A 22,909-nucleotide genomic window follows, 5' to 3' on the forward strand; every position below is an offset into this window, starting at 1 on the left:
CCCTGCCTTAAAACCCTAATCTTAAATCCTGGCGCTAATGTGCCAGGTCGTTCCCTCCGGCGTATCTCGCAGCTCAATCCCCATCTCATCGAGCTCCTTCCGGATCGCATCTGCCTTCGCGAAGTCCTTGGCCTTCTTGGCAGCAATCCGCTCTTCCACCTTCGCCTGGATCATCGCCTCATCTACTTCTGGCTTCTTGGGACCAAGATCCAACCCATGGGCGGCATACTCATTCCGAACAATTCCCAACAGACGGTTGATGTTGTCCAAAAACGCCTTACCCTGAGCAGCAGAAGCCTTTGTCATTCCCTCAGCCTCTCGCTGAATCGTCTTAGCCCCCTCTAACGCCTTCGCCAAAGCCACTGAAGTGTTCAAGTCATCGGTCATCGCCTCAAGCGCATCGTCATACAATTTGACAAGCACATCGCCAAACACATCCGCGCCCTCTGGACCGCTCTCAAGCACTCCATCCACCAGCGTATCTGCCCGCCGCAATCGCTCAATGTTGCCGCTCGCATCGTTCAGCGACTGATCCGTAAAGTTGTAAGGCTTCCCGTAAGCGCCAGACATCAGCGCATACCGAATCGCTAAAGGATCAATCCCGCGCTCCACGAGCATCCGAACCGTATAAAAATTCCCGGCACTCTTGGCCATCTTCTGACCGTTCACCTGCAGGAACCGCGTGTGAACCCAGTGGTTGCTAAACGGCTTGCCAGTAAACGACTCGCTCTGCGCAATCTCGCACTCGTGGTGAGGAAAAATGTTGTCCTCACCGCCACTGTGCAAGTCCAAAGTATCGCCCAAATAAACGCGGGCCATCGCCGAGCACTCAATGTGCCAGCCCGGAAATCCCCAACCAAATGGCGAGTACCACTGCATCAAGTGCTTGTCGTCTTTCTTCCAAAGCGCAAAATCGGCCTGCTGCCGCTTATTGTCGTCCTGAACAACGTCGCGCACAGACTCCAGCAGTCGGTCACGAGTATTTCCGCTCAGCTTTCCGTAATCCGCAAAGCTCTCCACGCTGAAATAAACACCCGTCGGAGTCTCATAAGCCTTCCCAAGCTCAATCAACTTCTCCGCCATCTGAATCTGCTCCCGCACGTGCTGAGTCGCCTTGGGACGAACATCCGGCTCCGTCAAATTCAGACGCGCCCAGTCCTGCTTAAAAGCGTCCGTGTAGTACTCCGAAAGCTCCCAAACGTTGTGGAACTGCTCGCCCTCCTTACTTCGAAGAGCCCGCTCCATCTTGTCCTCACCCTCAGCATCCGCCACGTCATCCTGAGTCAAATGCCCAACGTCCGTGATGTTGCTCACCCAAGTGACCGTCCAACCAATCGCCTTGGCAGTCCGCACAATCAGATCCGCAGTAAGAAAGCTTCGAAAATTACCGATGTGGGCGTAAGAGTAAACAGTCGGACCACACGAATAGAAGCCAAGATGTTTCGGCTCCTGAGTCACCAAGGGCTTAACTTGGTTCGTTAACGTGTCGTGAAGTCGGAATGTCTTCTCTTGCATCTACTGGATGTTACCGCCCCAAACCCTACTCAAGATTCGCGGTACCCTTACACAAAGGCCTCTGAATGAAATCAAAACCAGTTTTCAGCACGCTGCTCTTGGCTCTTCTCGCGCTCACAGCGAACGCCCAAACCATCCACTGGCGAACCGACTACAAGTCCGCCCTCGCCGAAGCCAAACGAACCAAGAAGCTGCTGGTTGTCGATTTCTACGCAAAGTGGTGTACCGGCTGCGTCAAGCTCGACAAGCAGACCTACACCGACAAGAACGTCCGAGCGTTCATGAAAAACGTGATCCCCCTCAAGCTCAACGTGGAAGTAGGCAACAACCAAGCCATCGCCGACCAACACCACGTCCTGGCCCTCCCCACCGTCGCAGTCATCGACTCCCAAGGACATCTCAAAGGCAGCTTCCTCGGCTTCAAAGATCCCAAAAAGTTCCTCTCAATCCTCCAACCAATCGTCAAGAAAAGCCACTAGCACCCCAATAACGGCGAGTTTTTCCTGCCTATCAAACTACCGAGGGGCCGCGTGCCGTATCCTTAATAGATATGCGCGAAGCAGTGACTCAAGATGCTAAGCGACGCCTTGCTCGAATCTCCGGCCAAGTAAACGGTATCCAACGCATGGTCGAAGAGGAGCGTTATTGTGTCGACATCCTCACCCAGGTAGCAGCCCTCAGAGCAGCTCTGGACCAATTTGGAGTGCTCATGCTCTCCACCCACCTCGAAGAGTGTGTGTACGGACAAGCAGAAGGCGACCACGCCGACTGCAAAATCAGCTCCCCAGCCGAAAGGATCGAGGAGATCAAACTCACCCTCAACCGATTCCTCAAGTAGTTCTACTGGTCGCTCAGTAGGTGAACAACCGGCGGTTCGTCCTCTTCAATCTCAGGAAACCGCCCCACATTGGGGTCCACAAAAAAGTTGTCGTGAAGGTCATCATTCGCAGTGCTGACCTCACCCATAATGCACTCCTCAGAAAGCGCAAAGAACTCGTGATACACCCCAGGCTCAACCGTCAGCCGAGTCCCAGCGTGCAGTTCAATCAGATCACCTGAACGCACCTGCACCACCTCGCCGTCGTACTTCACACCAAAGGTTTCAGTAGAGTCCGGCGAATCCTTCCAAACCCGAATACCAAGCATCCCCGTGCGGCAAATGATGTCCTCTTTCTTCCGCTTGTGCATGTGACAAGGAGTCACCATCCCCTTACGGGCATACATCAGCTTCTCGCAGTACTCTGGCTCGCTGCACAAGTTAATCAACACAAGCCCGTACTTACGCCAATCCCCCAACCCAAAATCCGTCACATCCCACTTGGGCTTCCGCGGAAGGCGCCAGCCGTTGAGTGTGAAACACGCACTGGCATTGCTTACTAAGTCGTTGATCTCGCTACGCTTCATTAAGTACCCATCCACATGATAGTCGGTTTTTCACCTCAATCCAGGAAGGCACTCCACTTGTTGCATCCACCTGCTCACAACAACACGCTCCAACCGCCGTCGCAGCCTCACATGTCTCGGCAGGACTCATCCCCTTCAGAAGTCCCATCAGGAACCCCGCAATCGTCGCATCCCCTGCCCCAGTCGTCCCCGCCACGTCCACAGCAAAGCAAGGCTGATGCAGTTGCACCCCTTCCCAATCCGCCACATTCGTAACCCCACGTCCCATATCTTCCAACCGAGAACCCGACCTCACACTCAGACCATGACTCCCATGCTTGATCGCCACAATCTTAGCCCCCCAATCCAGCGCCTTCAGATGCACATCCCCAGCCCCCACCATAAACTGAAGCTCATCCAAACTCGGAACAAACACGTCCACAAAAGGCAAAACCTTCTTCAGCAAAGCCACCCAATCCACCTTCCCACTCGCTGAGTCAGGATCCGGCAAACTCAAATCCAACGAAGTCGTCAACCCATGTCGCTTCGCCCGAGAAAACAGACTCAGGAGCTGCTCCCCACCATCCTCATAGAACCGGCGCATCAAAGGCGGATACCCAAAGTGCATCAACCGCACAGAACCCATCGCCTTATCCGTCACGTCATCCGCCGTGAACGTGTTGTTACAACCCGGGTTATGCAAAAACATCCGGTCGTGCCCCTTAAGGTTAATCACCAGCGTGTAGCTCGTCTCTTCGCCCTCAGCCACCACCATCTGACTTCCCAGCGGCCCAAGCAACTCCTGGATATTCCGACCAAAGATGTCATCCCCAATCTTTCCAACCAACGAGGCCTCAACCCCTAACTGGTTCAACACCCTCCCCGTATTGGAAACCGCACCACCCGTACTAATGCGAGCAGGCCCAGCCTCCACCAGCTTCCCAGGTTCAAACGTCATCCCCTCAGCCAAAGTTGGGATGATATCAAGACAAATATGACCGGCAACGAGCGCTTCTGGCATCAACTAAACCACTTCGACAGACTGATTGCGATGGGACCGCAACGCCGCAGTAAACACCCGATGTGACGCCAAAGCCTCCTCCGGCTTCACGCAACCAAAAGCAGGGGTCCCACCCGATAGCTCGTCCACAAACGCAGCCCACATCTGCAAAATCGCATCCCCAAACCCAAACTCAAAAATCCCACCGGTGATCGTCGGATACACCGAGGCATAGCCCAAGTCCTCCTCCAACCAAGCCTGCCGATCCCCCGGCGAATAAGGCATGGTCCGCAACGTCTTCGGCCGCTTCGTGCTGAACTCCGCACTGTTCCGAGTCCCCAAAATCCGGATGTACCAAGAGTTGGTGTCACCCGGCGAGATCCGCTTCGTCTCAAGCACCATCGGGAACCCACCCGAAGTCTGGCAAGCCAAAATCGCATTGTCCCAAGTCTCGCAATCCGACATCCCGCCTTTCCCATCAGGCCGCTGCTCAACCACCTTGCTCAGCAAAGCGCGAACATTCTGAGGCACCCAGCCATACCGCAGAGGAACATGCAACACATGCATCCCCAAGTCCCCCATGCACCCATACTCCCCACAAGTCGCCACCTTTCGCTTCCAATTGATCGGCTTGGTCGGATCAAGGTCAGAGCTATGCAAGAACCCCGCCTGCACCTCAATAATCGTCCCAAACTCCTGCCCCTCAATCATCTTCGCTATGCGCTGCAAACCCGGGAAGAACGGAAACTCGCTGGAACACCGAACCAACACCTCAGGATGAGCATTCACCACCGCCATAATCCGCTCGGCAGCATCCAAATCGATCCCAAACGGCTTCTCAGCAAGCAGGTGCTTGCCCGCCTGGATAATCGCCACGTACAGCTCTTCATGAAGGTTATGAGGCACCGCGCAATACACCGCATCCACATCACGATTCGCGAGCAACTCCCGATAGTCACTACATGACTGCCCAGGCTCAAAATGAGTCTCAAACCATCCCCGAGCAGCATCCGAAGGATCGCAAACCGCCACAATCTCAGGCCGAGGAATATCCCCACCAAGGTGACACCAACGCGCCGCAGCACTGGCAAACTCCCGCCCCATCAGTCCGCAACCAATAATCCCAAATCGAACGGGAGGTTTCATAGGTGCTTCGCCGCATCCTCAGGTGTCGCGTCGTCATGAACAATCGCCATTAGCGCCCGAGTCATCCCAGCCGGATTCTCATGCTGAATCACGTTCCGACCATAAACAATCCCCTTCGCCCCCTGCTGCATCAACCGATAAGTCCGCTCCAAAATCTCCCCATCAGAAGCCTTCCCTCCCCCGCGAACCAAAACCGGCACCCCACAGGCGATCTCAATCACCTCGTGGTACCGAGAAATGTCATCGCAAGGATCCGCCTTGATAATGTCCGCCCCCAACTCCGCCGCCTGACGCACGAGGGGCAAAATCTTATCCAGATCCCCATCCACCATGTACCCACCGGATGCCGAGTTCGACTGCATCACCAACGGCTCAATCATCAGCGGCATTCCGGCCTGCTCACACACCGGCTTCAAACGACAAATGTTCGCAACACAATCCTCATGAAGCTCCGGCTGATCCGGCAACAAAAGCAGATTCACCACAACCGAAGCAGCATCCAACCGCACCGCCTGCTCCACCGCATTCTCAATCACCCGACTGAACAGCTTCCGTGGCAAAGGAGAGCCATACACATTGGCGATATCGGTCCTAAGTACCAGCGAGGGCTTCCCCTTTCCCTCAATATCCTGTAGAATTGGAGCCGTGCCAGGTGGCAACTGGATCGCATCGGGACCGGCATGAACTATTGTCTCGATCGCCTTCTTGATATTCTGAATTCCCGATAGAAAGCTCCGCTCGTTAAACAGACCGTGGTCGATGGCAACGTCGAAACACTTACCGTCTGCGGCCATAAGCCGATGAAACCGAGCACTAGAACTCATGTGCGAAGCATACGCGCAATGACTCATGCTTTCGCAACGACTCATGCTGTCCTTGTGTGATCACAAGAGCGATTTGCTTCCAAGTCTCGTAGAACGAGACTGCCTTAACCATGCCGACGACATTGCCTGAACAAGAAACCAAAACAGCAGGGTTCATCACCGAAGGAGACCTTCGACATGACAACCGTCTCGGTTCGTCACGTCTCGTCGTCGAAGATGGAACCGCCCAAAGATTTGAAAACACCCCCACTGGCGAACAACTCATCGCCACCTACGCCCTAGAAGACCTCAAAAACCCACGCATTGAAGACCTCGTCGATGCCACCGCACTCCTCGTAGAGCACAAAGGTTCCACAGTAGAGCTCCTTCGAGCCACCAGCAAAAGAGCCCTCCAAATAGCAGGCGCCGAAAAACGACTCAAAGCAATCATCGAAGGAAAAGAAGTCCCAGACTTCGATGACAAAATCCGCCTCTGCCCCAAATGCGGTCGACCACTCCCCGAAAACTCCGAAGTTTGTGAAGGTTGTGTTAACCGTGGCCAAACCCTCAAGAGACTCTTCGGCTACGCAGCGCCCGTCAAAGGGAGACTGCTCTGGGGCACAGTCCTCACCCTCACCAGCACCGTCTTCGAACTGCTGCCGCCCTACCTCACCAAGATCCTCACCGACACAGTCCTCACCCAACGCAAGGTGGATCTGTTCGTATGGCTCATGCTCGCACTGGTAGGCTCGCGCCTGCTCATCATGGCGATCCAAATCGCACGAGGAAGAAACGTCGCATTCCTCGGCATGAGGATCACCGTAGACATCCGCCACAGCCTCTTCGAGAAGATGCAGGCCCTCAGCATGAGCTTCTACGACAAACGAAACGTAGGCTCCCTCATGTCGCGAATGACCAACGACACCGGCGCTCTCTACGACGTCCTAGTCGATGGAATCCCAGTCGTTCTCAACCAGGTTGCCCTGCTCATCGGCATCCCCATCGCCCTGCTCCTCATGAACTGGCACATCGCAATCTATGCGCTGATGCCCATCCCGTTCGTCTTCTTAGCGGTCAACCTCTTCCGCAAAAAGATGCACCGGGTCTGGAGCCGAGTCTGGCACCAATGGTCCCGCATGAGCGGTGCCCTCAACGGCATCCTCCAAGGAACCAAAGTTGTCAAAGCCTTCCACGGCGAAGACCGCGAAGTAGCCCGCTTCAACCGACGCATCGGCGATCTAGCCCACTCCGGCTACGTCGCAGAAGCCGCCTGGTCCAGCTTCTTCCCCGCCGTAATGTTCACCATGAGCATCAGCGGATTCGTCGTCTGGTGGTTCGGCGGAAACGGAGTCCTCTCAGGCCAAATGAGCCTGGGCGAACTCATCGCATTCATCGCCTACGTGGGAATGCTCCAACAGCCCCTCATGATGCTCCAACGCATCATAGACTGGTCCACCAGAGCGCTCACCGCAGCCGAGCGAGTCTTCGAAGTCATCGACACCCCCGAGGACATCGTCGATGCGGAAGACGCCGTCGCAATGCCCAACATCCAAGGAGCCGTCAAATTCACAGACGTCCACTTCGGATATGAGAAGGCTCGCGAAGTCATGCACGGCATCGATCTAGACGTCAAAGCAGGCGAAATGATAGGCCTAGTAGGACACAGCGGCGCGGGCAAGTCCACCATGATCAACCTCCTGCTCAGGTTCTACGACCCAACACAAGGAACTATCGAGCTAGACGGAGTAGACCTTCGCAAGGTCAAACTGGACGACTTCAGAAGACAAGTTGGGGTCGTGCTACAAGAGAGCTACCTCTTCCCTGGCACCATCCGCGACAACATCTCCTACGGCCGCCCCGACGCGAACCTAGAAGACGTGATGGAAGCCGCACAAGCAGCCAACGCCCACCACTTCATCGTCAACTTCCCCGACGGCTACGACACCTACGTAGGCGAACGCGGACAAAGACTCTCAGGAGGAGAAAGACAGCGCATCGCCATCGCCAGAGCCATCCTCCACAACCCGAAAGTCCTAGTCCTAGACGAAGCCACAGCCAGCGTAGACACCGAAACCGAGCGAATGATCCAAGAAGCCCTAGAGCGACTGGTAGAAAACCGAACCGTCTTCGCCATAGCCCACCGCCTCTCAACGCTCAGAAACGCAGACCGCCTGGTCGTCATCGACGAAGGCAAAATAGCCGAAATAGGCACCCACGCCGAACTCCTAGCCAAGGAAAACGGCATCTACAAGAAACTGGTAGACATGCAAATGGAAGTCAACAAACTCCGAGAAAACTACATCGAAGAAGACTAACTTCAAAAACCCACTCTCCCCCCAGAGTGAAACCGTTACGAGCCTCCATACATCGTGAGTGCCGTTTGCTCGGCAATCTCACGGGAGCATCTAGCCGGCATAACACGATCCTGCCCATAGGACACCAAGCCAGTGGGAGAGATTGTGGAGGGTTGGTGGGTAGTCGGACTCTAGGGATTGGGTTTCCAGAGGCCTATGGTGTTGCCGCCTGGGTCGGAGATCCAGGCGAAGGTTCCGGTTGGGATGGGGATGGGGCCTACTATGGGGTGGGCTCCTAGGGAGATCGCTTTGTCGATGGCCTCTTGGACGTCGTCTACTTGGACGTAGAACATGGTGTATTGGTGGGGTTCGTGGCCGAGGGAGGTGATTTGGCCGGGGATTCCTTCGGCTGGGTCGATATGGGCACCCATGGGAGTTGGAGTTATTTTCCAGTCGAACATGGAGGCATAGAATTCGGTGGTTGGGCCGGGGTCTTTACAACCGATTTCGAAGAAGACGAGCGGGTTTGGCATGTCTTATTGTAAAGATGCCGTGGGCGAAATGGGTGATTGAAAGCCAATTGGGCCTGACTAGCTTGCGTACTGCTGACCTTCTCTATTTCCAGACAGCTTCGATTTTGTAGATGCCTGCTGGGACTTCGATTTGGCGTTCGAAGGCTTCGCCTTCGATCTTGGCATCGATCACCTCATGAGGCAGCACGATCATCGTGGTTGTGTTCGGTGGGACTTGAACTTCCCAGAGGAACTTTCCGGCCTCCAGCTTCCATGAACTGGAAAGTGGGCCGTAAGGAGTGTTTACCGAGCCTTTGGCATAGGTGAGCTCGCCACCGGGACGAGGTGCCAAGACCGACTTCTTGAATGCGGGCACGTTGTCGTCTAGTTGGATGCCAAGCACGGTGCTGTAGATCCACTCGCCGATGGCACCGTAGGCGTAGTGGTTAAAGGAGTTCATTCCGGCGTCTTGGAACCCTTTCTCCTGGGTCCAGCCGTCCCATCGCTCCCAGATGGTGGTGGCGCCTTGCGTGACGCTGTAGAGCCAACTGGGCCAGGTCTTTTGATGCAACAGTTTGTAGGCAACATCAAGTCGTCCACCATCTGTTAGCACTGGATTGATGTGGGGTGAGCCGACAAATCCTGTGCTCAGGTGGTAACCCTTCTTGACGATGTTATCTACCAACATCTGAACTGCTACCTCGCGCTGATTTGGAAGCAAGAGATCGAACTTGAGAGCGAGAACGTGCGCGGTTTGAGAACCTGGATATACCCGTCCGTCCTCGGTGACAAATCGTTTTCGAAATGCGGCGGCGATCTTGTCTCGCTGCTTTTGGAAAGCCTTCGCATCCTCGTTTTCGCCAAGCACTTTCGCAATCTTTCCGAGTGTTGCCGTGCTGTGGGCGAAGAATGCGGTGCCAATGATTTCGTGAGGCGTGTCGTCGCCGATGCTGAGCCAATCACCGAAGCCCATGAATCCTTCGTATCCGGCGTAGCTTCGGGCGAAGTCTTTGCTCGTCTCAAGCTGTTGGGCTAGCCAGCGCTTCATGCCTTCGTAGTGGTTTCGGAGGATCTCGGTGTCGCCGAAGTGGCGGTAGATCTCCCATGCGCAGAGCACATAGGCGTCGCTCCACGCTGGGCCACCGTCGGGTTGTTTGGTTGCTCCTGTGTCGGGTGCGGTGGGCGGGATTGCGCCACTGGCATCCTGGGCATCGGTCATGTCTTGCTGGTACTTCGCAAAGAAGGCAGCGACATCGGCAATGTAGGAAGCAGTTCCGACGAATACTTGAGCGTCGCCGGTCCAGCCCAGGCGCTCGTCGCGTTGAGGGCAGTCTGTGGGGACGTCCAAGGAGTTGCCTTTCCAGCCCCAAAGAATGTTGCTATGGAGTTGATTCAACAACGGATCGCTACATTCAAACTCTGAAGTTTTGCGCCATGAGCTATGGAGAACGATGCCGGTGACGTCGTCGATGGTGGGTTCGTCGCCTGGGCAAACGATCTCCACATAGCGGAAACCGTGGAAGGTGTAGAGCGGCTCGAAAACTTCTCCGTTGGGATCGCCCTTGGCTGTGAAATAGTCGGTTTGTTTGGCGCTTCGGAGGTTATCGACGTAGAGGTTGCCGTTCGCGTCTAGGATCTCGGCGTAGCGAATGATGTATGTCTCGCCGGGCTTGGCCTTCAGGTTGAGACGGATTCGGCCTACCATGTTCTGGCCCATGTCGTAGATGGAGCGACGGTGGGGCCACTGGTGCTTGGTGGTTAAGGAGACCGGGCGGATCTCTTCCTGAACGCGGATAGGAGGTGTGTTTTGTCCTACCATCGGCACTTCAAGCTCGTCCAACACGATGGCGGGTGGCCAGTCTGAGTCTTCGAAGGATGCGACGTTCATCCAGCCTTTGGGCTCTAATCTTTCATCTTGGCTCTGACCCATGAGGAGGTCGGTTTGCAGGATGCTGCCTGTGGAGGTGCGCCAGGCATCGTCGGAGCCCAGGGTCAAACTTGTGCCGTCGACGAACTCGATCATGAGTTGAGCTCGTAGTCTGGGGCGATCCCCATAGAGCTGCCGGCCGCGCCACTCTACATGTCCGCAATACCAGCCGTCACCTACCACGAAGGCGAAGATGTTGTGGCCCTTGGTCATGTCCTCGGTGACATCGTATGTCTGATAGCGAATGCGCTTGTTGTAGTCCGTCCAACCCGGCGCTAGTTCGTGATCTCCAACACGTTTGCCGTTGATGTAGCAGTTGTAAACGCCGAGCGCGCAGACGTAGAGTCTTGCTCGGATCATTGGCTTTTCGGAGTAGATCTGACGTCGGAAGTAGGTTGCAGGCACCGAGGTCCATGGGCCGCCGCTTACTGCGCTTTCAATCCAGGAGGAGGTCCATTCTGCGGGGTTGAGGATGCCCATCTCCCACCAGCTGGACTCGCTTTCTATGGCGGTGTCGGCTTCGTCCCAGACGGTTACATTCCAGTGAACGCGTTGTCGGCTTTTGAGGGCATGTCCGGCGTAGACCACATGGATACTCTGCGGGGTTTTAACCTTTCCGGAATCCCAGACATCGTTCTTGCCAGGTTCGGTACCGACGCGTATGCGATAGGCTGTTTGGGCAAGCCCTTGGCGAGTACCTGTCAACTGCCAGCTCAAACGAGGCTGCACAATATCGATACCTATCGGACACTGTACATATTCGCAACGAAGATCAGTAATTTGCACAGTTTCCATAGAGTCCTCAATCGCCTTATCGGCCATGCCAGATTGTTTTATAGGTCGAATCTACCTTAAAGGTGAGGGTTGTACTAGCAAAATTACACAAGACTTCTTGTTGCAATCGAGTGGTCTGAATCCTTTTAAACGTCTTCTTCAAGGCACTTTATCCATATTCTCTTGAGAGCTAACACCTGTAAACGAACTTCCAACTCTTCTTTCATCCTCGCTCAAGCAGACAATCATTCCGTTTCAATAGTCGGTTAGTTTCGCTTGGCTTATCGGAGTGGCGCATCTGTATCTGATCAAAGCATGTGACTTCCATTCCAACCGGTCGCGCAGCGTTATACGCTGTCTCACCGTGTTCAAACGAAAGCTGTGCCCAGTGTATCGCGAGTCTCGTGTTTTTACGAGGGGTGTTGTAAGCTTGTTTCTGTGCCCGACATTTCGCGAAAGCAATTTGTTACTTCTCTTCTAGTTGCCGCCGCTTCTGCGGCTTTGCCCACAACCGTCCCGGAGACGGAGGTCGCTCCTAAAGAGATCGGCCTCGACGACCTCAAAGCCATGGAACGGGTCTGCGGCTTCGAATTTTCTGAGGCTGAGCGAAAAGCTATCCTTAACGATGTCAGGAACTTGCAAAAGGGGTACATCGAACTCCAGAAGCAGCCCATCGACTTCACGACGGAGCCCTCGACAATCTTCACGCCGCTAGGTGGGGGCACTATTCCTGGCTCCCGCGTTTCAGCAAGACCCACCAAAAGCAAGGTCAAGAGGGAGGGGCTTTCAGAAGAGGATCTGGCTTATCTCTCGGTGAAAGACCTCGGGCATCTGCTCAAGACACGGCAGATCACGAGTCTGGAAATTACGGAAATCTATCTCGCGAGACTCAAGAAGTACGGCGAGAAACTGCTGTGCGTCATCACCCTCACAGAGGATCTCGCACGCCAGCAGGCCGCTAGGGCAGACGAAGAGATTGCGCAAGGGAAGTATCGCGGCCCTCTCCATGGTGTCCCGTACGGCATCAAGGACTTGTTCGCCACCAAAGGCATCCCGACCACGTGGGGTGCGGAGCCTTATGAGCATCAGGTTCTGGACTTCGATGCCACCGTTGTGAAGAAGCTAGAAGCCGCCGGTGCGGTGCTCCTCGCCAAACTCAGCATGGGCGCATTGGCAATGGACGACCATTGGTTCCGTGGCAAAACCAAGAACCCCTGGAACCCGAAAGAGGGCTCGAGCGGCTCCAGCGCCGGGTCGGCTTCTGCCACGTCGGCTGGCCTGGTTAACTTTTCCATTGGCACCGAGACGCTTGGCTCGATTGTTTCGCCGAGCATTCGGTGCAGAGTCACGGGTCTCCGCCCCACTTATGGTCGTGTGAGCCGTTACGGTGGAATGGCCCTGAGCTACACCATGGATAAGCCCGGGCCCATCTGTCGGGAGGCTGAGGACTGTGCCCTTGTGCTCGCTGCCATCTCTGGCTCCGATAAGAGCGATCCGAGTGCGGTGGATCGCAACTTCAAGTGGCCGCCCAAACTGGATGTCTCCAAACTCAAGATTGGCTGGCTGACAGAGCCGGGTGCCAAGCCTCTGGGAATGGATACCGATCCCGTGCTGGAGGTCTTCCGGAAACTAGGCGCACAGATCAAACCCATTTCATTCAAGCCTGTGCCCGAGATCGTGCTGTCGATACTTGAAGTCGAATCCGCTTCGGCGTTCGATGAGTTCACGCGTGGTCCGAAGATTCATCAACTCAAAAACTCGCTCTGGCCGAACATCTTCCGGACCAACTTCCATGTTCCGGGGGTGGAGTACCTCCAGATGCAGCGCGCTCGCACCCTACTCATGAAGCGGTTTGAAGAGGAGTTTGGCGATTTCGATCTTTTCGTGTGCGATGCGGATGGCTACACCCTGTTCCACACGAACCTCACGGGTCACCCGCAGATGGTGATCCCGCTGGCAAATGGCGCGGCCAGATCGATTGTGGGAAGACTGTACCAAGAGGACGTATTGGTGGCCGCAGGCAAACTCGCGCAAGATGCTTTGGGCCACCACAAGAAACGTCCAGACCTCTCCAAACTCTAGAGCGAAGTTGCTTGAATAGACTCGATCATCTTAGGACCGATCCCTTTCGCACCCGCTAGTTTCCCTTCAGAAACAGCGGTGTGAAGACCCGAAAGCGAGGTGATCCCAAACTCCTCGAAGAGCCTCTTCGCTGTCTTGGCACCCAAACCTGGAACCCGACACATCTCAACCACCGAGTAGGGCGCGAACTGCTCCCACTCGGTCTGCTTGGAGCTTTTGCCCGTCTCTAGAATCTCTTCGATGTACTGCTTGATCAGTTTGCCTACCTGCGGAAGCTCGGTAAGGCGTCCCTCACTGCGCATCTCCTCCACAGACTCCGGGAGCTTCTCGATTGCACGGGCAATCTGGGTGTAGCGCGTTGCGTGCGACTCTTCGTAGCCCGCGATGATCAGGAAGTCGCGAAGGTCCTTCAGTTTTTGTGCCAGTTCTAGATTGGTCAATGCGTTCTCCAGTCCCGTAATTGTAGAGTGTCGTAACGTTTCGAGGAAGCCTAGGGCATACTTTGATGGATGAGTTTCGCTGATGATTTCATTTGGGGAGTAGCCACGGCCAGCTACCAGATCGAAGGCGCCCCAAGATGCGTAGGAGGCGGTGAGTCGGTGTGGGACATGTTCTGCCGACGACCAGGCGCCGTTTTTGATAACGAGAACGGCGACGTAGCTTGCGACCACTACAATCGCTACAAGCAAGACGTCCAGCTGATGTCCGACCTTGGTTACCCGAACTACCGCATGTCACTCTCATGGCCACGCGTAATGCCAGAGGGCACGGGAAGGGTTCTCGAAGAAGGGCTTAGCTTCTACGACAAACTGATTGACGAGATGCTCGCGAAAGGCATCGAACCGCACGTCACGCTTTTCCACTGGGACATGCCGCTTGAGCTGTACCAGCGTGGCGGCTGGCTCAACCGAGACAGCGCCGACTGGTTTGCAGACTACGCAACCCTCATGGTCGATCGCCTCGGGGACCGAGTCACCAACTGGATGACCCTCAACGAGCCGCAATGCTTCATTGGCCTAGGACTCCAAAGCGCACTCCACGCCCCAGGTGACAGGCTGAACTTCCAGCAGGTCCTGCTTGCGGGCCACCACGCGCTTCTCGCTCACGGAAAAGCTGTGCAAGTGATCCGAGCACGCTCCAAGAAACCCGCAAAGGTAGGATGGGCACCCGTAGGTGTGGTCGCCATCCCCAACTCCGATTCAGCAGCCGACATCGAAGCCGCACGAAGAGCCATGTTCCGCACGACAGAGAAAGGCGTCTGGAGCAACTCCTGGTGGTCAGACCCTGTGTACCTGGGGCACTACCCAGAAGATGCACTCGCCCTCTTTGGTGAGGACGCACCCAAGCCGAAAGCAGGCGATATGGAAACGATCAGCACCCCGATCGACTTCTATGGAGCCAATATCTACAACGGCCGAACGGTGAAAGCGGACGAAAACGGCGACCCCGTCTACCTCAACCACCCATCAGGTATCGGTCGAACCATCTATCACTGGCCCGTAACTCCCGAGTGTCTCTATTGGGGTCCTCGATTCCTCTACGAGCGCTATCAGAAACCGATCATCGTCACGGAGAACGGCGTGGGACTCTCCGACTGGGTCGCCCTAGACGGCAAAATCCACGACCCCCAAAGAATCGACTTCCTCAACCGCCACCTCCTGGCCCTTCGAAAAGCCTCAGAGGACGGGTCGGAGATTTCTGGCTACTTCCAGTGGTCATTCATGGACAACTTCGAGTGGCACGAAGGCTACAAACACCGCTTCGGCCTCGTCTATGTGGACTACGCCACCCAGGAGCGGATTCCGAAGGACAGCGCTCACTGGTACACGGGCGTGATCAAAGCTAACGGCGAAAACCTTTAGTTGAACAAGAGAGCTTGATTCTGGGCGTTCTACTTTTCTGCATAAACACAGGTAAGTAGAACGCCGAACTTACTTATGCCAGTCCGGATTTAAGGTCAACGGATTGATTTTCCGAGAGGAACCGGGCTCTGGGATTATGCCTTCTGGCGTCGTCGGCGAAGCAGACCAAGGACTCCGGCACCAAGGGCGGCGATGGAGGCTGGCTCGGGCACTGGATGGACCGCAGAAATCTTGGTAGAGAAATAGCGCGATGATTGCAGTCCAGCTGAGCTTGTCCAGATCCACTGCGCGTTCGCGTCGTTGCCCGACCGATAGTCCCAAGGCTGGACGCCGTTCTTGCCGTATGAGATCGGCGTCTCGTAGTTGAGTCCAAATCCAGTCTGACTGACCTTCCAGTCGTTTACGTTCGTCAGTAATTTTTGGGTGCCGTTCACGAACTTGTGGTTGGTTGAGTCGAGGGTGAAGCTGCCTAGGAGACCGGCAATGACGCGGAACTTGTCGCTTACCTTGATGTGTAGGTAGTAATCCTGCCCCGCTGCTAATGTTCCCGTGATGGTGTCGGTCGTTCGCCAGCGAAAGAGGTCTGAGTTGCTGGTGTCGTCGCCGATCAGGACGCCAAGAGTCGAGTCATTGGTGCTCAGATAGGCCTGGAACCGGTCGTCGGCATTCAACTTGCCTGTGAGATTGGTGGCAAAAGAAGAAACGTTGATAGCAGTGAAGGCTAGGGCAAAAGATGCTCTCATGGGTTGTTTTATCCAAGTAGTCGCTCCATAGGAAGCGCTATCCTTGACCGAACAACTTGCGTACCAAACGGAGGGAGCAACTGGAAAACCCGAGGATTTACTGATGCCTATTGTAGAGACTGTCTTCGCCCGAGGGTGGGCATATTGGACCCCGAATAGCCCAAACGCCCACGCAACACCGTGCGAATTAGAAGACCAGTCTCTGTCTTGGCAACCTGAAAGAGCATTTCGCCTTGGCACACTGAAGCGAAGTCCCGACAGAACGAAAGGCTACAGAGCGTGGTGCCAGGGACCCTGAACTTGGTCGTACAACGCATCCAACTTCTCGTTGGTGTTACGCAGCCGCATTGTCAAAACGCGGGCCAGGTTGCAGAGCACAGTGAAGCCCAAAGCTTTGTCCGCACTCAAGAGAGCTCGCAGCTCCTTTGTCGGAATGACGGCTACGTCTACCAAGCCAACGCAAACGGCGTGAGCGGAGCGGGGACGGGCGTCGAATAGCTCGATCTCACCCAAAACCTGACCGGGGCCGACTTCGGCCAGTTTGTCGCCGTCGTTGGTGAGGACATTCACGCGACCTGCAAGGACAACGAAAAACTCTCCGCCAGTGTGACCGTACTGGATGAGGGTTTCTCCGGCAGACAGTTTCTTTGGGGTGGCAAGAGCGGCAATTCGATCAATCTGCTCATCAGACAGACCAGATACCAAGTAGTTCTTTTTGAAGACTTCTAGGTTGAGCATGAGCGCCCTCATTATATGTCTTGGCGAAGAAAAGGTTGCGGCTTTTGCCGATTCTTAAACTCTTTGTCGTGATACAACCACAAACTCACCACGTAGGGCGGGCGAGTGGCTTACGAAAAAGGTCGGCTCAAAGCCCTTGCGCAGATATTCGGTGATGTAGTTCAGGTCTGCATCATCCAGCATCACTTTGCCTAGGTCCGAAACCTCAACCACACCTTTGAACTCGGGCTTTCCGAGATCAGAGTAGGTGACCTGCCAGATGTTGTCGCGAATCTGCTTCATAAACGGTGTCCGAAGTGTACTCTGCCTGCCCCAAAAATCGGTTCCCTGATATTTATCCTAGCGTGGGGAAATTGCACCAATTATAGTCGAACTCATGACCCTAGTACCGAGCATGTTTCAACCAATCATTAGATGGAAGGGGCAATTAGGAACGACGCACGATGTGGGTTTCAACTTTTTGGTTTGATAAGGAGAGAGGGTGGTCTGTAGACGCCTTTCCAAAAGTAGAATCCGAGAACTCGTTCCTTCTTCTTTTCTGCGCCCCAGCGCTGATTGACTCAGATCAGCCCTTTGAAGACCTCAAGGCGGCCTACCCGAATACCATCAAGATAGGTTGTACCGGAGCGGGTGAGATCCACGAGCTGGAGATCCACGACGACCGACTCATTGTGACGCTTGTCCAGTTCAACTCCACCCGCGTCAAACATGCCTCGGCGAAATTCAGCTCTGCAGAAGAGAGTTACGAGGCGGCAAAGAAGATCGCTTTGGAGCTTGCAGATCCCAAACTCCGAAGCGTGGTGGTGTTCTCAGACGGACTGCTGGTCAACGGCAGTGAAGTGGCAAGAGCCTTCCGAGACGTGCTGCCGAGCGATGTTGTCGTGACAGGGGGTCTAGCGGGGGACGACGCAAAATTCCAGCGAACTGTCGTTATCGCCGACGAGCTACGTGCCAGCGGTCTCATCACCGCGGTTGGACTCTCAGGGGATCACCTCGCCGTGTCCTCCTACTGCAAAGCTGGTTGGAACCCATTTGGCATGGAGAGGACGATCACGCGGTCTCAGGGCAATGTTGTTTACGAGATCGACGGAATCCCTGCTCTTCAACTCTATAAGGAGTATTTGGGTGAAAAGGCGAAAGACCTTCCCGGAAGCGGCATGTTCTTTCCTCTGGCCATTCGTCGGCACGAAAGTGACGAGCATTATCTTTTACGACTGGCCCTTAAGGTCGACGAAGACGAACAGTCGCTCACCTTTGGAGGGGATGTACCTCAAGGAAATGTTGCGCATCTCATGTATGCCAATCTCCAGCTCATCATCAATGCATCTGGTGAAGTTGGGGCGAACGCTGCCAGAGCTTTGGCAGGAAAAACTCCGCAATTGGGAGTTGCCGTTTCCTGTATTGCGCGCCGAGAGGTATTGAGAGACCGTACTGAGGAGGAACTCGAAGCCGTGTCCACAAAACTTGGCAGCAACTGTCCAGTTGTTGGGTTCTATTCGTACGGGGAACTAGCTCCAGGTTCAGAAGAAAACTGCGATCTGTGGAATCAAACCATGACCCTGGTGGTCTATTCGGAGGCTGCGTAAATGAACGCGCATATCCTCCGGATTCTGAAAAAGTGCGGTCTCGACGAGTCGACTATGCCCTCATCCCCCGAGCAGTGGACGAAAGTTTTGTCTATGCTCAGCGCGAGTGTCGACAACTCCACGGAAGAGCGTGACCAACTCCAAACGGCACTTGATGTGTCTACGCGGGAGATGACACAACTTCAGCAGAAGCTCGTGGTGCAACGAGACCGGCTTGAGGCGATTCTGGAATCGCTCTCTGAAGGAGTCTGCGAACTTGATCTATCGGGAGACGTGGTTTATCTCAATGCGGAAGCAGCCCGTCTACTGGGTGGAACGGTGCTCGATTTCATCGGAACCAAAGCCGACTTTGTAGGTTCCCTCAACGATCTGGATCATTGCAATACGCAACGTCTCCAAGTGATTCGAGACATTGTGCAAGCCGGGCAGCCGTTCTTTACTAGCCGGGTCACGATCCACGCAGTCGACCGAATCTTTACCGCTGACGTCTCCATCAACCCGATGTATGTAGGTGCCGAGCTGAAAGGTGCCGTCATGAACTTTGTGGACTGCACGGTGCGCCAGCAGGCCGAGGACACGCTGAAGGCGGCGCACGATGCCGCTATCGAGGCCTCCAGGGCAAAGTCGGAGTTCCTGGCGAACATGAGCCACGAGATCCGTACTCCCATGAACGGAATCGTCGGCATGGCCGAGCTACTAAGCGAAACGCAACTCACGCCGTATCAGTACGACTACGTGAAGACTCTGATGTCGAGCGCCGATGTGCTCCTCAAACTCATCAACGACATCCTCGATCTCTCCAAGATCGAGGCACAGAAAATGACCATTGAAGATCACCCTTACGATCTTCGGGCTGTGTTGGAAGATGTTGTGGTGCTTCACGCCAGCACGGCACATGTGAAGGGTCTGGAACTGATCCTCGATATGGATCCCACCCAGCACAGCTACCTGGTGGGAGATGCTGTCCGAATTCGTCAGATCGCCTCTAACCTGGTCGGCAACGCAATTAAGTTTACTGATCACGGGCGTGTCGTGATCTCCGCTCACCACCGGGATGATCAGCTCGACTTGCGGATCTACGACACCGGCGTTGGGATCGCCCGAGATCGACAGGAAGCTATTTTTGAGTCTTTCACGCAGGCAGATGGATCCACCACGCGGCGATTTGGCGGAACGGGGTTAGGACTTACCATTTGCAAGCATCTCGCTCAAATGATGGGGGGCCAGATCTTGGTGAGCAGCGCTCCGGGACGCGGTACAGAATTCTCCGTGACACTCAAAACCCAAGCGGCACCCCCAGCCCACTCCGATCTTCCAATCCATGGAGCTTTGGCCAACACCCGCGTGCTGGTTCTGGAAAGCTGCTCCATCCAAAGTGAAGTCATCGAAAAGTATCTCACCTACGCCGGGGCGACCGTCCAAGTGGTTGAGCAGAGCGATGAGGCGTTTGATCTCCTCATGAAACAAAAGGAGACGCCACAAGTGATCTTGATCGACGACACACTTGCCGAGCAGTTGCCAGGTTCAGATCTGGGTGACCTCATTGGCTTGGTGGGACTCAATAAGTCAAAGATCGTGCTCGCCACCAAACTCGGGCGTGCGGTGTCGTCTGATGAAAAGAAGAACCTCAACGCACACCACCAGATCGTCAAACCGATCCGTCTCGCTACGCTGGTCTCCCATATTGGGCACATCCTGGGTCACCACGACGATGCACCCAAGACGGCAGAAAACCCAACCGAAGCGCTCAATCTCAAAGTCTTGGTTACAGACGACAACGAGATTAACCGCAAGGTGGCTAAGCGAATGCTGGAGTCGATTGGTTGCGAGGTGGAACTGGCGGTCGATGGCCCAGACGCCATCCGCAAGTACCGCCAAGAGAGGTTCGACGCCATCCTAATGGACGTTCAGATGCCCGAGATGGACGGCTACCAGGCAACCGCCGAGATACGGAAAATGAAAGGCGGAAACACGGTCCCGATCATCGCCGCCACTGCAAACGCTATGGAAGGAGATCGCGAGCGCTGCATCAACGCGGGAATGGACAGCTACGTTACCAAACCCATCCAGAGAGCGGTCCTAAGAGCTGTCCTGCAAGAGTTTTGCCAGCAGGACAGCCTTGCAGCCTAATTTAGTTGCCGTTCTCCAGGAAGTCGAGCTCTTGCTGAGTAAGAACGATGTCGGCAGCACCCACGTTGTCCTGAATCTGCTCAACAGTTCGAGGACCGATCAAACCGAACACAGGGAATGGCTGATTAAGTGACCAAGCCAAAGCGAGTTGGGAGGGCGTCACACCCTTCTCTTCGGCCATCTTCTCTAGGCGAGCCTTACGGGCAAAGTTCGTCTCGTTGTAGTAAACGCGCTTGATGTCATCCGACTCGTAGCCGACAAAGAATCCGCCGCCGCCAGAAGACCAAGAGAGGATGGGGAACTGGTTCTTCTCGTACCAGTCCCGAGCCTCGCGGTCCAAGCTCACGCAGCCTGTCCACATCGCCTCGTTGACGGTCGCCAGAGAGAGGTTAGGGCTGCTGGCGCTGAAGCCTTGCAGACCGTTCTTGGCCGCATATTCGTTTGCCGCTTCGATTCGCTGGTGAGACCAGTTGCTGCCGCCAAACGTCTTGATGCGCCCCGCGTCCTTGTGCTCATTCAGCCACTGAACCACATCGCCCACAGGGATCGCCTCGTCGTCGCGGTGCATCATGTAGATGTCGCTGTACTCCACGCCCTGCCGCTCCAGGTTCGCACGAATCTCCAGATCCATGTCCTCCTTGGTAAGCCGCATAGGTCGCTCTGAGCCGTAGTGGTGGTGGTTACCTTTATCAAAGCGAATGAAAGCGTCCTGGCCATTCTTCTCGTAGTAGGCCTTCATGATCGCTGAGAAACCAGGACCGTAGTGGTAGCTGTTATCAACGATGTTGCCACCCGCGGCGCGGTAAGCATCCAGTAGCTCAAACGACTTCACTTGGTCGTTTGTGGGCAAGGGGATGACTCCCATAACCAGTCGAGAGATCTTCTTGTCGAGATGGGGAATGGTGCCGTAAATCATGTTAGGCTTTGAGCTCCTGAGCAAATGTTAGACCGCAGCTCTTTCGAAGAGCATCAATGGCGCGCATGTTACCGAGTGTGTCGGCGATGGACATGTGGGGGCACTCTTTGGCTTCGAGATACTCCGCCACCGCATCGGCCTCGTGGGCATAGAGTTCGTCGTTGGTGACACCCAGTTCGTAGACCTGATCCTCCTGGCCGCTTACCGAAACCGTCATCTTCGTTCCGGGATAGCTCTTCCAAGGGTCCTGAAGGTGAATGCGTCCCTTCTCTCCATACACAATGGCATCGTTTCGCATCGACAGATGGATACCACTCGCGATGTGGGCTGTGATGCCGTTGGCAAACTGGAGACAGCCAGAGCCGTAGGCGTCGTAACCGAGTTCCAGGTTGGCTACATACTCGCACCGAGTCGGCTCTTCGCCAGCCACCATGCGGCAGAACGAAACGCAGTAAGAACCTACGTCCATCAATCCACCTGCGCCTACGGCAGCATCGGTGCGGAAGTTCTCCCAGTTGGTGCCCGCTCCAAAGCTGAACTCAGCAAGAATCGCCCGGGGCTTCCCTATCACGCCGCTGGCGAGGATCTCGCGCAACTTGATGATCTGGGGGCTGCAACGGTACATGAACGCTTCCATGAAGAACACGTTTGCTTCTTTAACCGCCGCGATCGCCTTCTCTGCCTCCAACGCGTTCAAAGTAAACGGCTTTTCGCAAAGAATGGCCTTGCCAGCCTGCGCGCACTTGATGGTCCACTCCATGTGCATGTGGTGAGGCGTCGCAATGTACACCGCATCCACATTGGGGTCATCAAGGACTGCCTGATAGCTGTCGTAAGGGGTGCCGCCAAACTGCTCGGTGAACTTGGTCGCACTCTCAATGGTGCGCGATCCAACCGCTTGCAACACACCCGTCTTGGAAACCTTCAAACCGCCTGCAAATTGGCGGGCGATACTGCCCGTAGCCAAAATGCCCCAACGCACTTGCTCTGCCATGGCATGGGAGCTTACCGGCTCAAGTTGTTTAGCAAATTCACATTCTGCGAAATGTTAGGAAGAACTTTGCATCCCGCAAGTTTTTACTCACTCGTTTTGCCTCTACCGCCAAGACAGAGGCAAAACGACGCACACTAGGAAGCCGAAGGCTTGGTGATGATGAGAAGAGCGCCATCCTTTTCCACTTTGACCTTGCAGCCAAGCTTCCGGAACGCCTTAATTGAGTTGGTGCAATCGACAGGGCTGTCAATCGCAACGCGGATCGTCTGAACCGAAGGGTCCTTTTCGATCATGGCCTTTGCCGCAAGTGCGACATCGTTTTGTGTCATTGAATAACTCCCAACACCCATTGCGGGTGTTCCCCTAAGTGGCGAGCTCGCGTGCTGACACACGTGTGAGAGCGAGAAGTGGGCTCGTTACATCTACGTCCCCATTATATGATTAATTTTCACGTGAAAAACATAAATAAAAGCCGGTCCGGATTGCTCCGGCCGGCCTGCGGGT

The 22,909-nt window shown here is 55.0% G+C and carries 21 protein-coding genes; 7 read left to right on the forward strand and 14 right to left on the reverse strand.

Going from position 1 to position 22,909, the window contains the following annotated elements:
- Positions 1 to 21 precede the first annotated feature (21 nt).
- The gene (gene cysS / locus ACZ51B_RS07740) at positions 22 to 1,515 is read right to left on the reverse strand and encodes a cysteine--tRNA ligase (RefSeq protein WP_464296662.1); all 1,494 of its coding nucleotides are present in this window, start codon (positions 1,513 to 1,515) and stop codon (positions 22 to 24) included.
- A gap of 65 nt (positions 1,516 to 1,580) precedes the next feature.
- Between cysS and ACZ51B_RS07745 the strand changes: the two genes are divergently transcribed.
- Together ACZ51B_RS07745 and ACZ51B_RS07750 are read left to right on the forward strand one after the other, a co-directional pair.
- A complete protein-coding gene (locus ACZ51B_RS07745; protein ID WP_464296663.1) occupies positions 1,581 to 1,994 on the forward strand; it encodes a thioredoxin family protein in 414 nt (137 codons plus the stop codon).
- 71 nt (positions 1,995 to 2,065) lie between these two features.
- Positions 2,066 to 2,353 carry a metal-sensitive transcriptional regulator gene (locus ACZ51B_RS07750; protein WP_464296664.1) on the forward strand — a complete coding sequence of 96 codons (288 nt, stop codon included), beginning with the start codon at positions 2,066 to 2,068 and terminating at the stop codon, positions 2,351 to 2,353.
- A gap of 2 nt (positions 2,354 to 2,355) precedes the next feature.
- Here ACZ51B_RS07750 and ACZ51B_RS07755 read toward each other — a convergent pair whose 3' ends face one another.
- Genes ACZ51B_RS07755 through ACZ51B_RS07770 form a run of 4 tightly spaced genes read right to left on the reverse strand, consistent with a single transcriptional unit; the run spans position 2,356 to position 5,868 of the window.
- The gene (locus tag ACZ51B_RS07755) at positions 2,356 to 2,919 is read right to left on the reverse strand and encodes a D-lyxose/D-mannose family sugar isomerase (protein WP_464296665.1); all 564 of its coding nucleotides are present in this window, start codon (positions 2,917 to 2,919) and stop codon (positions 2,356 to 2,358) included.
- A complete protein-coding gene (locus ACZ51B_RS07760) occupies positions 2,909 to 3,919 on the reverse strand; it encodes a carbohydrate kinase family protein (protein WP_464296666.1) in 1,011 nt (336 codons plus the stop codon). Before ACZ51B_RS07760 ends, ACZ51B_RS07755 begins: the two co-directional genes overlap by 11 nt.
- 3 nt (positions 3,920 to 3,922) lie before the next feature.
- Positions 3,923 to 5,044: a Gfo/Idh/MocA family protein gene (locus tag ACZ51B_RS07765; RefSeq protein WP_464296667.1), complete on the reverse strand. Its 1,122-nt coding sequence runs from the start codon at positions 5,042 to 5,044 to the stop codon at positions 3,923 to 3,925.
- Positions 5,041 to 5,868, reverse strand: a complete 828-nt coding sequence (locus tag ACZ51B_RS07770; protein WP_464296668.1) for a class I fructose-bisphosphate aldolase — start codon at positions 5,866 to 5,868, stop codon at positions 5,041 to 5,043. Before ACZ51B_RS07770 ends, ACZ51B_RS07765 begins: the two co-directional genes overlap by 4 nt.
- A 110-nt stretch (positions 5,869 to 5,978) precedes the next feature.
- Between ACZ51B_RS07770 and ACZ51B_RS07775 the strand changes: the two genes are divergently transcribed.
- Complete coding sequence (locus ACZ51B_RS07775) at positions 5,979 to 8,162, forward strand: ABC transporter ATP-binding protein (protein ID WP_464296669.1); 2,184 nt, start codon at positions 5,979 to 5,981, stop codon at positions 8,160 to 8,162.
- Between the two features lie 170 nt (positions 8,163 to 8,332).
- On the opposite strand, the gene ACZ51B_RS07780 is transcribed toward ACZ51B_RS07775, so the two are convergent.
- Both ACZ51B_RS07780 and ACZ51B_RS07785 read right to left on the reverse strand, forming a co-directional pair.
- A complete protein-coding gene (locus ACZ51B_RS07780) occupies positions 8,333 to 8,674 on the reverse strand; it encodes a VOC family protein (protein ID WP_464296670.1) in 342 nt (113 codons plus the stop codon).
- A gap of 82 nt (positions 8,675 to 8,756) precedes the next feature.
- A complete protein-coding gene (locus tag ACZ51B_RS07785; protein WP_464296671.1) occupies positions 8,757 to 11,375 on the reverse strand; it encodes a family 78 glycoside hydrolase catalytic domain in 2,619 nt (872 codons plus the stop codon).
- Positions 11,376 to 11,792: 417 nt separating this feature from the next.
- On the opposite strand from ACZ51B_RS07785, the gene ACZ51B_RS07790 reads away from it, so the two are divergent.
- A complete protein-coding gene (locus tag ACZ51B_RS07790; RefSeq protein ID WP_464296672.1) occupies positions 11,793 to 13,436 on the forward strand; it encodes an amidase in 1,644 nt (547 codons plus the stop codon).
- Here ACZ51B_RS07790 and ACZ51B_RS07795 read toward each other — a convergent pair.
- Positions 13,433 to 13,876 carry a helix-hairpin-helix domain-containing protein gene (locus ACZ51B_RS07795; RefSeq protein WP_464296673.1) on the reverse strand — a complete coding sequence of 148 codons (444 nt, stop codon included), beginning with the start codon at positions 13,874 to 13,876 and terminating at the stop codon, positions 13,433 to 13,435. The two genes, ACZ51B_RS07790 and ACZ51B_RS07795, sit on opposite strands and share 4 nt — an antisense overlap.
- 69 nt (positions 13,877 to 13,945) lie before the next feature.
- Between ACZ51B_RS07795 and ACZ51B_RS07800 the strand changes: the two genes are divergently transcribed.
- Complete coding sequence (locus ACZ51B_RS07800; protein WP_464296674.1) at positions 13,946 to 15,298, forward strand: GH1 family beta-glucosidase; 1,353 nt, start codon at positions 13,946 to 13,948, stop codon at positions 15,296 to 15,298.
- Positions 15,299 to 15,432: 134 nt separating this feature from the next.
- On the opposite strand, the gene ACZ51B_RS07805 is transcribed toward ACZ51B_RS07800, so the two are convergent.
- From ACZ51B_RS07805 to ACZ51B_RS07815, 3 genes are all read right to left on the reverse strand, one after another.
- Positions 15,433 to 16,041: a PEP-CTERM sorting domain-containing protein gene (locus tag ACZ51B_RS07805; RefSeq protein ID WP_464296675.1), complete on the reverse strand. Its 609-nt coding sequence runs from the start codon at positions 16,039 to 16,041 to the stop codon at positions 15,433 to 15,435.
- Positions 16,042 to 16,311: 270 nt separating this feature from the next.
- Positions 16,312 to 16,779 carry a Crp/Fnr family transcriptional regulator gene (locus tag ACZ51B_RS07810; protein ID WP_464296676.1) on the reverse strand — a complete coding sequence of 156 codons (468 nt, stop codon included), beginning with the start codon at positions 16,777 to 16,779 and terminating at the stop codon, positions 16,312 to 16,314.
- Between the two features lie 54 nt (positions 16,780 to 16,833).
- On the reverse strand, positions 16,834 to 17,061 hold the full coding sequence (locus tag ACZ51B_RS07815) for a hypothetical protein (RefSeq protein WP_464296677.1): 228 nt from the start codon (positions 17,059 to 17,061) through the stop codon (positions 16,834 to 16,836).
- Between the two features lie 161 nt (positions 17,062 to 17,222).
- Between ACZ51B_RS07815 and ACZ51B_RS07820 the strand changes: the two genes are divergently transcribed.
- Positions 17,223 to 18,365: an FIST signal transduction protein gene (locus tag ACZ51B_RS07820; RefSeq protein WP_464296678.1), complete on the forward strand. Its 1,143-nt coding sequence runs from the start codon at positions 17,223 to 17,225 to the stop codon at positions 18,363 to 18,365.
- Positions 18,366 to 20,495 carry a response regulator gene (locus tag ACZ51B_RS07825; protein ID WP_464296679.1) on the forward strand — a complete coding sequence of 710 codons (2,130 nt, stop codon included), beginning with the start codon at positions 18,366 to 18,368 and terminating at the stop codon, positions 20,493 to 20,495.
- A 1-nt stretch (position 20,496) separates the two neighbouring features.
- Here ACZ51B_RS07825 and ACZ51B_RS07830 read toward each other — a convergent pair whose 3' ends face one another.
- From ACZ51B_RS07830 to ACZ51B_RS07840, 3 genes are all read right to left on the reverse strand, one after another.
- Positions 20,497 to 21,411, reverse strand: a complete 915-nt coding sequence (locus ACZ51B_RS07830) for an aldo/keto reductase (protein WP_464296680.1) — start codon at positions 21,409 to 21,411, stop codon at positions 20,497 to 20,499.
- Position 21,412: 1 nt separating this feature from the next.
- Entirely contained in the window at positions 21,413 to 22,405 is a 993-nt protein-coding gene (locus ACZ51B_RS07835) for a Gfo/Idh/MocA family protein (RefSeq protein WP_464296681.1), read from the reverse strand.
- A 134-nt stretch (positions 22,406 to 22,539) separates the two neighbouring features.
- On the reverse strand, positions 22,540 to 22,734 hold the full coding sequence (locus ACZ51B_RS07840) for a hypothetical protein (protein WP_464296682.1): 195 nt from the start codon (positions 22,732 to 22,734) through the stop codon (positions 22,540 to 22,542).
- Positions 22,735 to 22,909 lie beyond the last annotated feature (175 nt).

This window comes from Fimbriimonas sp. LA-C6, from assembly GCF_055398105.1.

What these genes read in the sequence shown, in the direction of transcription:
- cysS (WP_464296662.1), bottom strand. Translation starts at nt 1,515, where the DNA reads ATGCAAGAGAAGACATTCCGACTTCACGACACGTTAACGAACCAAGTT.
- ACZ51B_RS07745 (WP_464296663.1), top strand. Translation starts at nt 1,581, where the DNA reads ATGAAATCAAAACCAGTTTTCAGCACGCTGCTCTTGGCTCTTCTCGCG.
- ACZ51B_RS07750 (WP_464296664.1), top strand. Translation starts at nt 2,066, where the DNA reads ATGCGCGAAGCAGTGACTCAAGATGCTAAGCGACGCCTTGCTCGAATC.
- ACZ51B_RS07755 (WP_464296665.1), bottom strand. Translation starts at nt 2,919, where the DNA reads ATGAAGCGTAGCGAGATCAACGACTTAGTAAGCAATGCCAGTGCGTGT.
- ACZ51B_RS07760 (WP_464296666.1), bottom strand. Translation starts at nt 3,919, where the DNA reads ATGCCAGAAGCGCTCGTTGCCGGTCATATTTGTCTTGATATCATCCCA.
- ACZ51B_RS07765 (WP_464296667.1), bottom strand. Translation starts at nt 5,044, where the DNA reads ATGAAACCTCCCGTTCGATTTGGGATTATTGGTTGCGGACTGATGGGG.
- ACZ51B_RS07770 (WP_464296668.1), bottom strand. Translation starts at nt 5,868, where the DNA reads ATGAGTTCTAGTGCTCGGTTTCATCGGCTTATGGCCGCAGACGGTAAG.
- ACZ51B_RS07775 (WP_464296669.1), top strand. Translation starts at nt 5,979, where the DNA reads ATGCCGACGACATTGCCTGAACAAGAAACCAAAACAGCAGGGTTCATC.
- ACZ51B_RS07780 (WP_464296670.1), bottom strand. Translation starts at nt 8,674, where the DNA reads ATGCCAAACCCGCTCGTCTTCTTCGAAATCGGTTGTAAAGACCCCGGC.
- ACZ51B_RS07785 (WP_464296671.1), bottom strand. Translation starts at nt 11,375, where the DNA reads ATGGAAACTGTGCAAATTACTGATCTTCGTTGCGAATATGTACAGTGT.
- ACZ51B_RS07800 (WP_464296674.1), top strand. Translation starts at nt 13,946, where the DNA reads ATGAGTTTCGCTGATGATTTCATTTGGGGAGTAGCCACGGCCAGCTAC.
- ACZ51B_RS07805 (WP_464296675.1), bottom strand. Translation starts at nt 16,041, where the DNA reads ATGAGAGCATCTTTTGCCCTAGCCTTCACTGCTATCAACGTTTCTTCT.
- ACZ51B_RS07810 (WP_464296676.1), bottom strand. Translation starts at nt 16,779, where the DNA reads ATGCTCAACCTAGAAGTCTTCAAAAAGAACTACTTGGTATCTGGTCTG.
- ACZ51B_RS07815 (WP_464296677.1), bottom strand. Translation starts at nt 17,061, where the DNA reads ATGAAGCAGATTCGCGACAACATCTGGCAGGTCACCTACTCTGATCTC.
- ACZ51B_RS07820 (WP_464296678.1), top strand. Translation starts at nt 17,223, where the DNA reads ATGTGGGTTTCAACTTTTTGGTTTGATAAGGAGAGAGGGTGGTCTGTA.
- ACZ51B_RS07825 (WP_464296679.1), top strand. Translation starts at nt 18,366, where the DNA reads ATGAACGCGCATATCCTCCGGATTCTGAAAAAGTGCGGTCTCGACGAG.
- ACZ51B_RS07830 (WP_464296680.1), bottom strand. Translation starts at nt 21,411, where the DNA reads ATGATTTACGGCACCATTCCCCATCTCGACAAGAAGATCTCTCGACTG.
- ACZ51B_RS07835 (WP_464296681.1), bottom strand. Translation starts at nt 22,405, where the DNA reads ATGGCAGAGCAAGTGCGTTGGGGCATTTTGGCTACGGGCAGTATCGCC.
- ACZ51B_RS07840 (WP_464296682.1), bottom strand. Translation starts at nt 22,734, where the DNA reads ATGACACAAAACGATGTCGCACTTGCGGCAAAGGCCATGATCGAAAAG.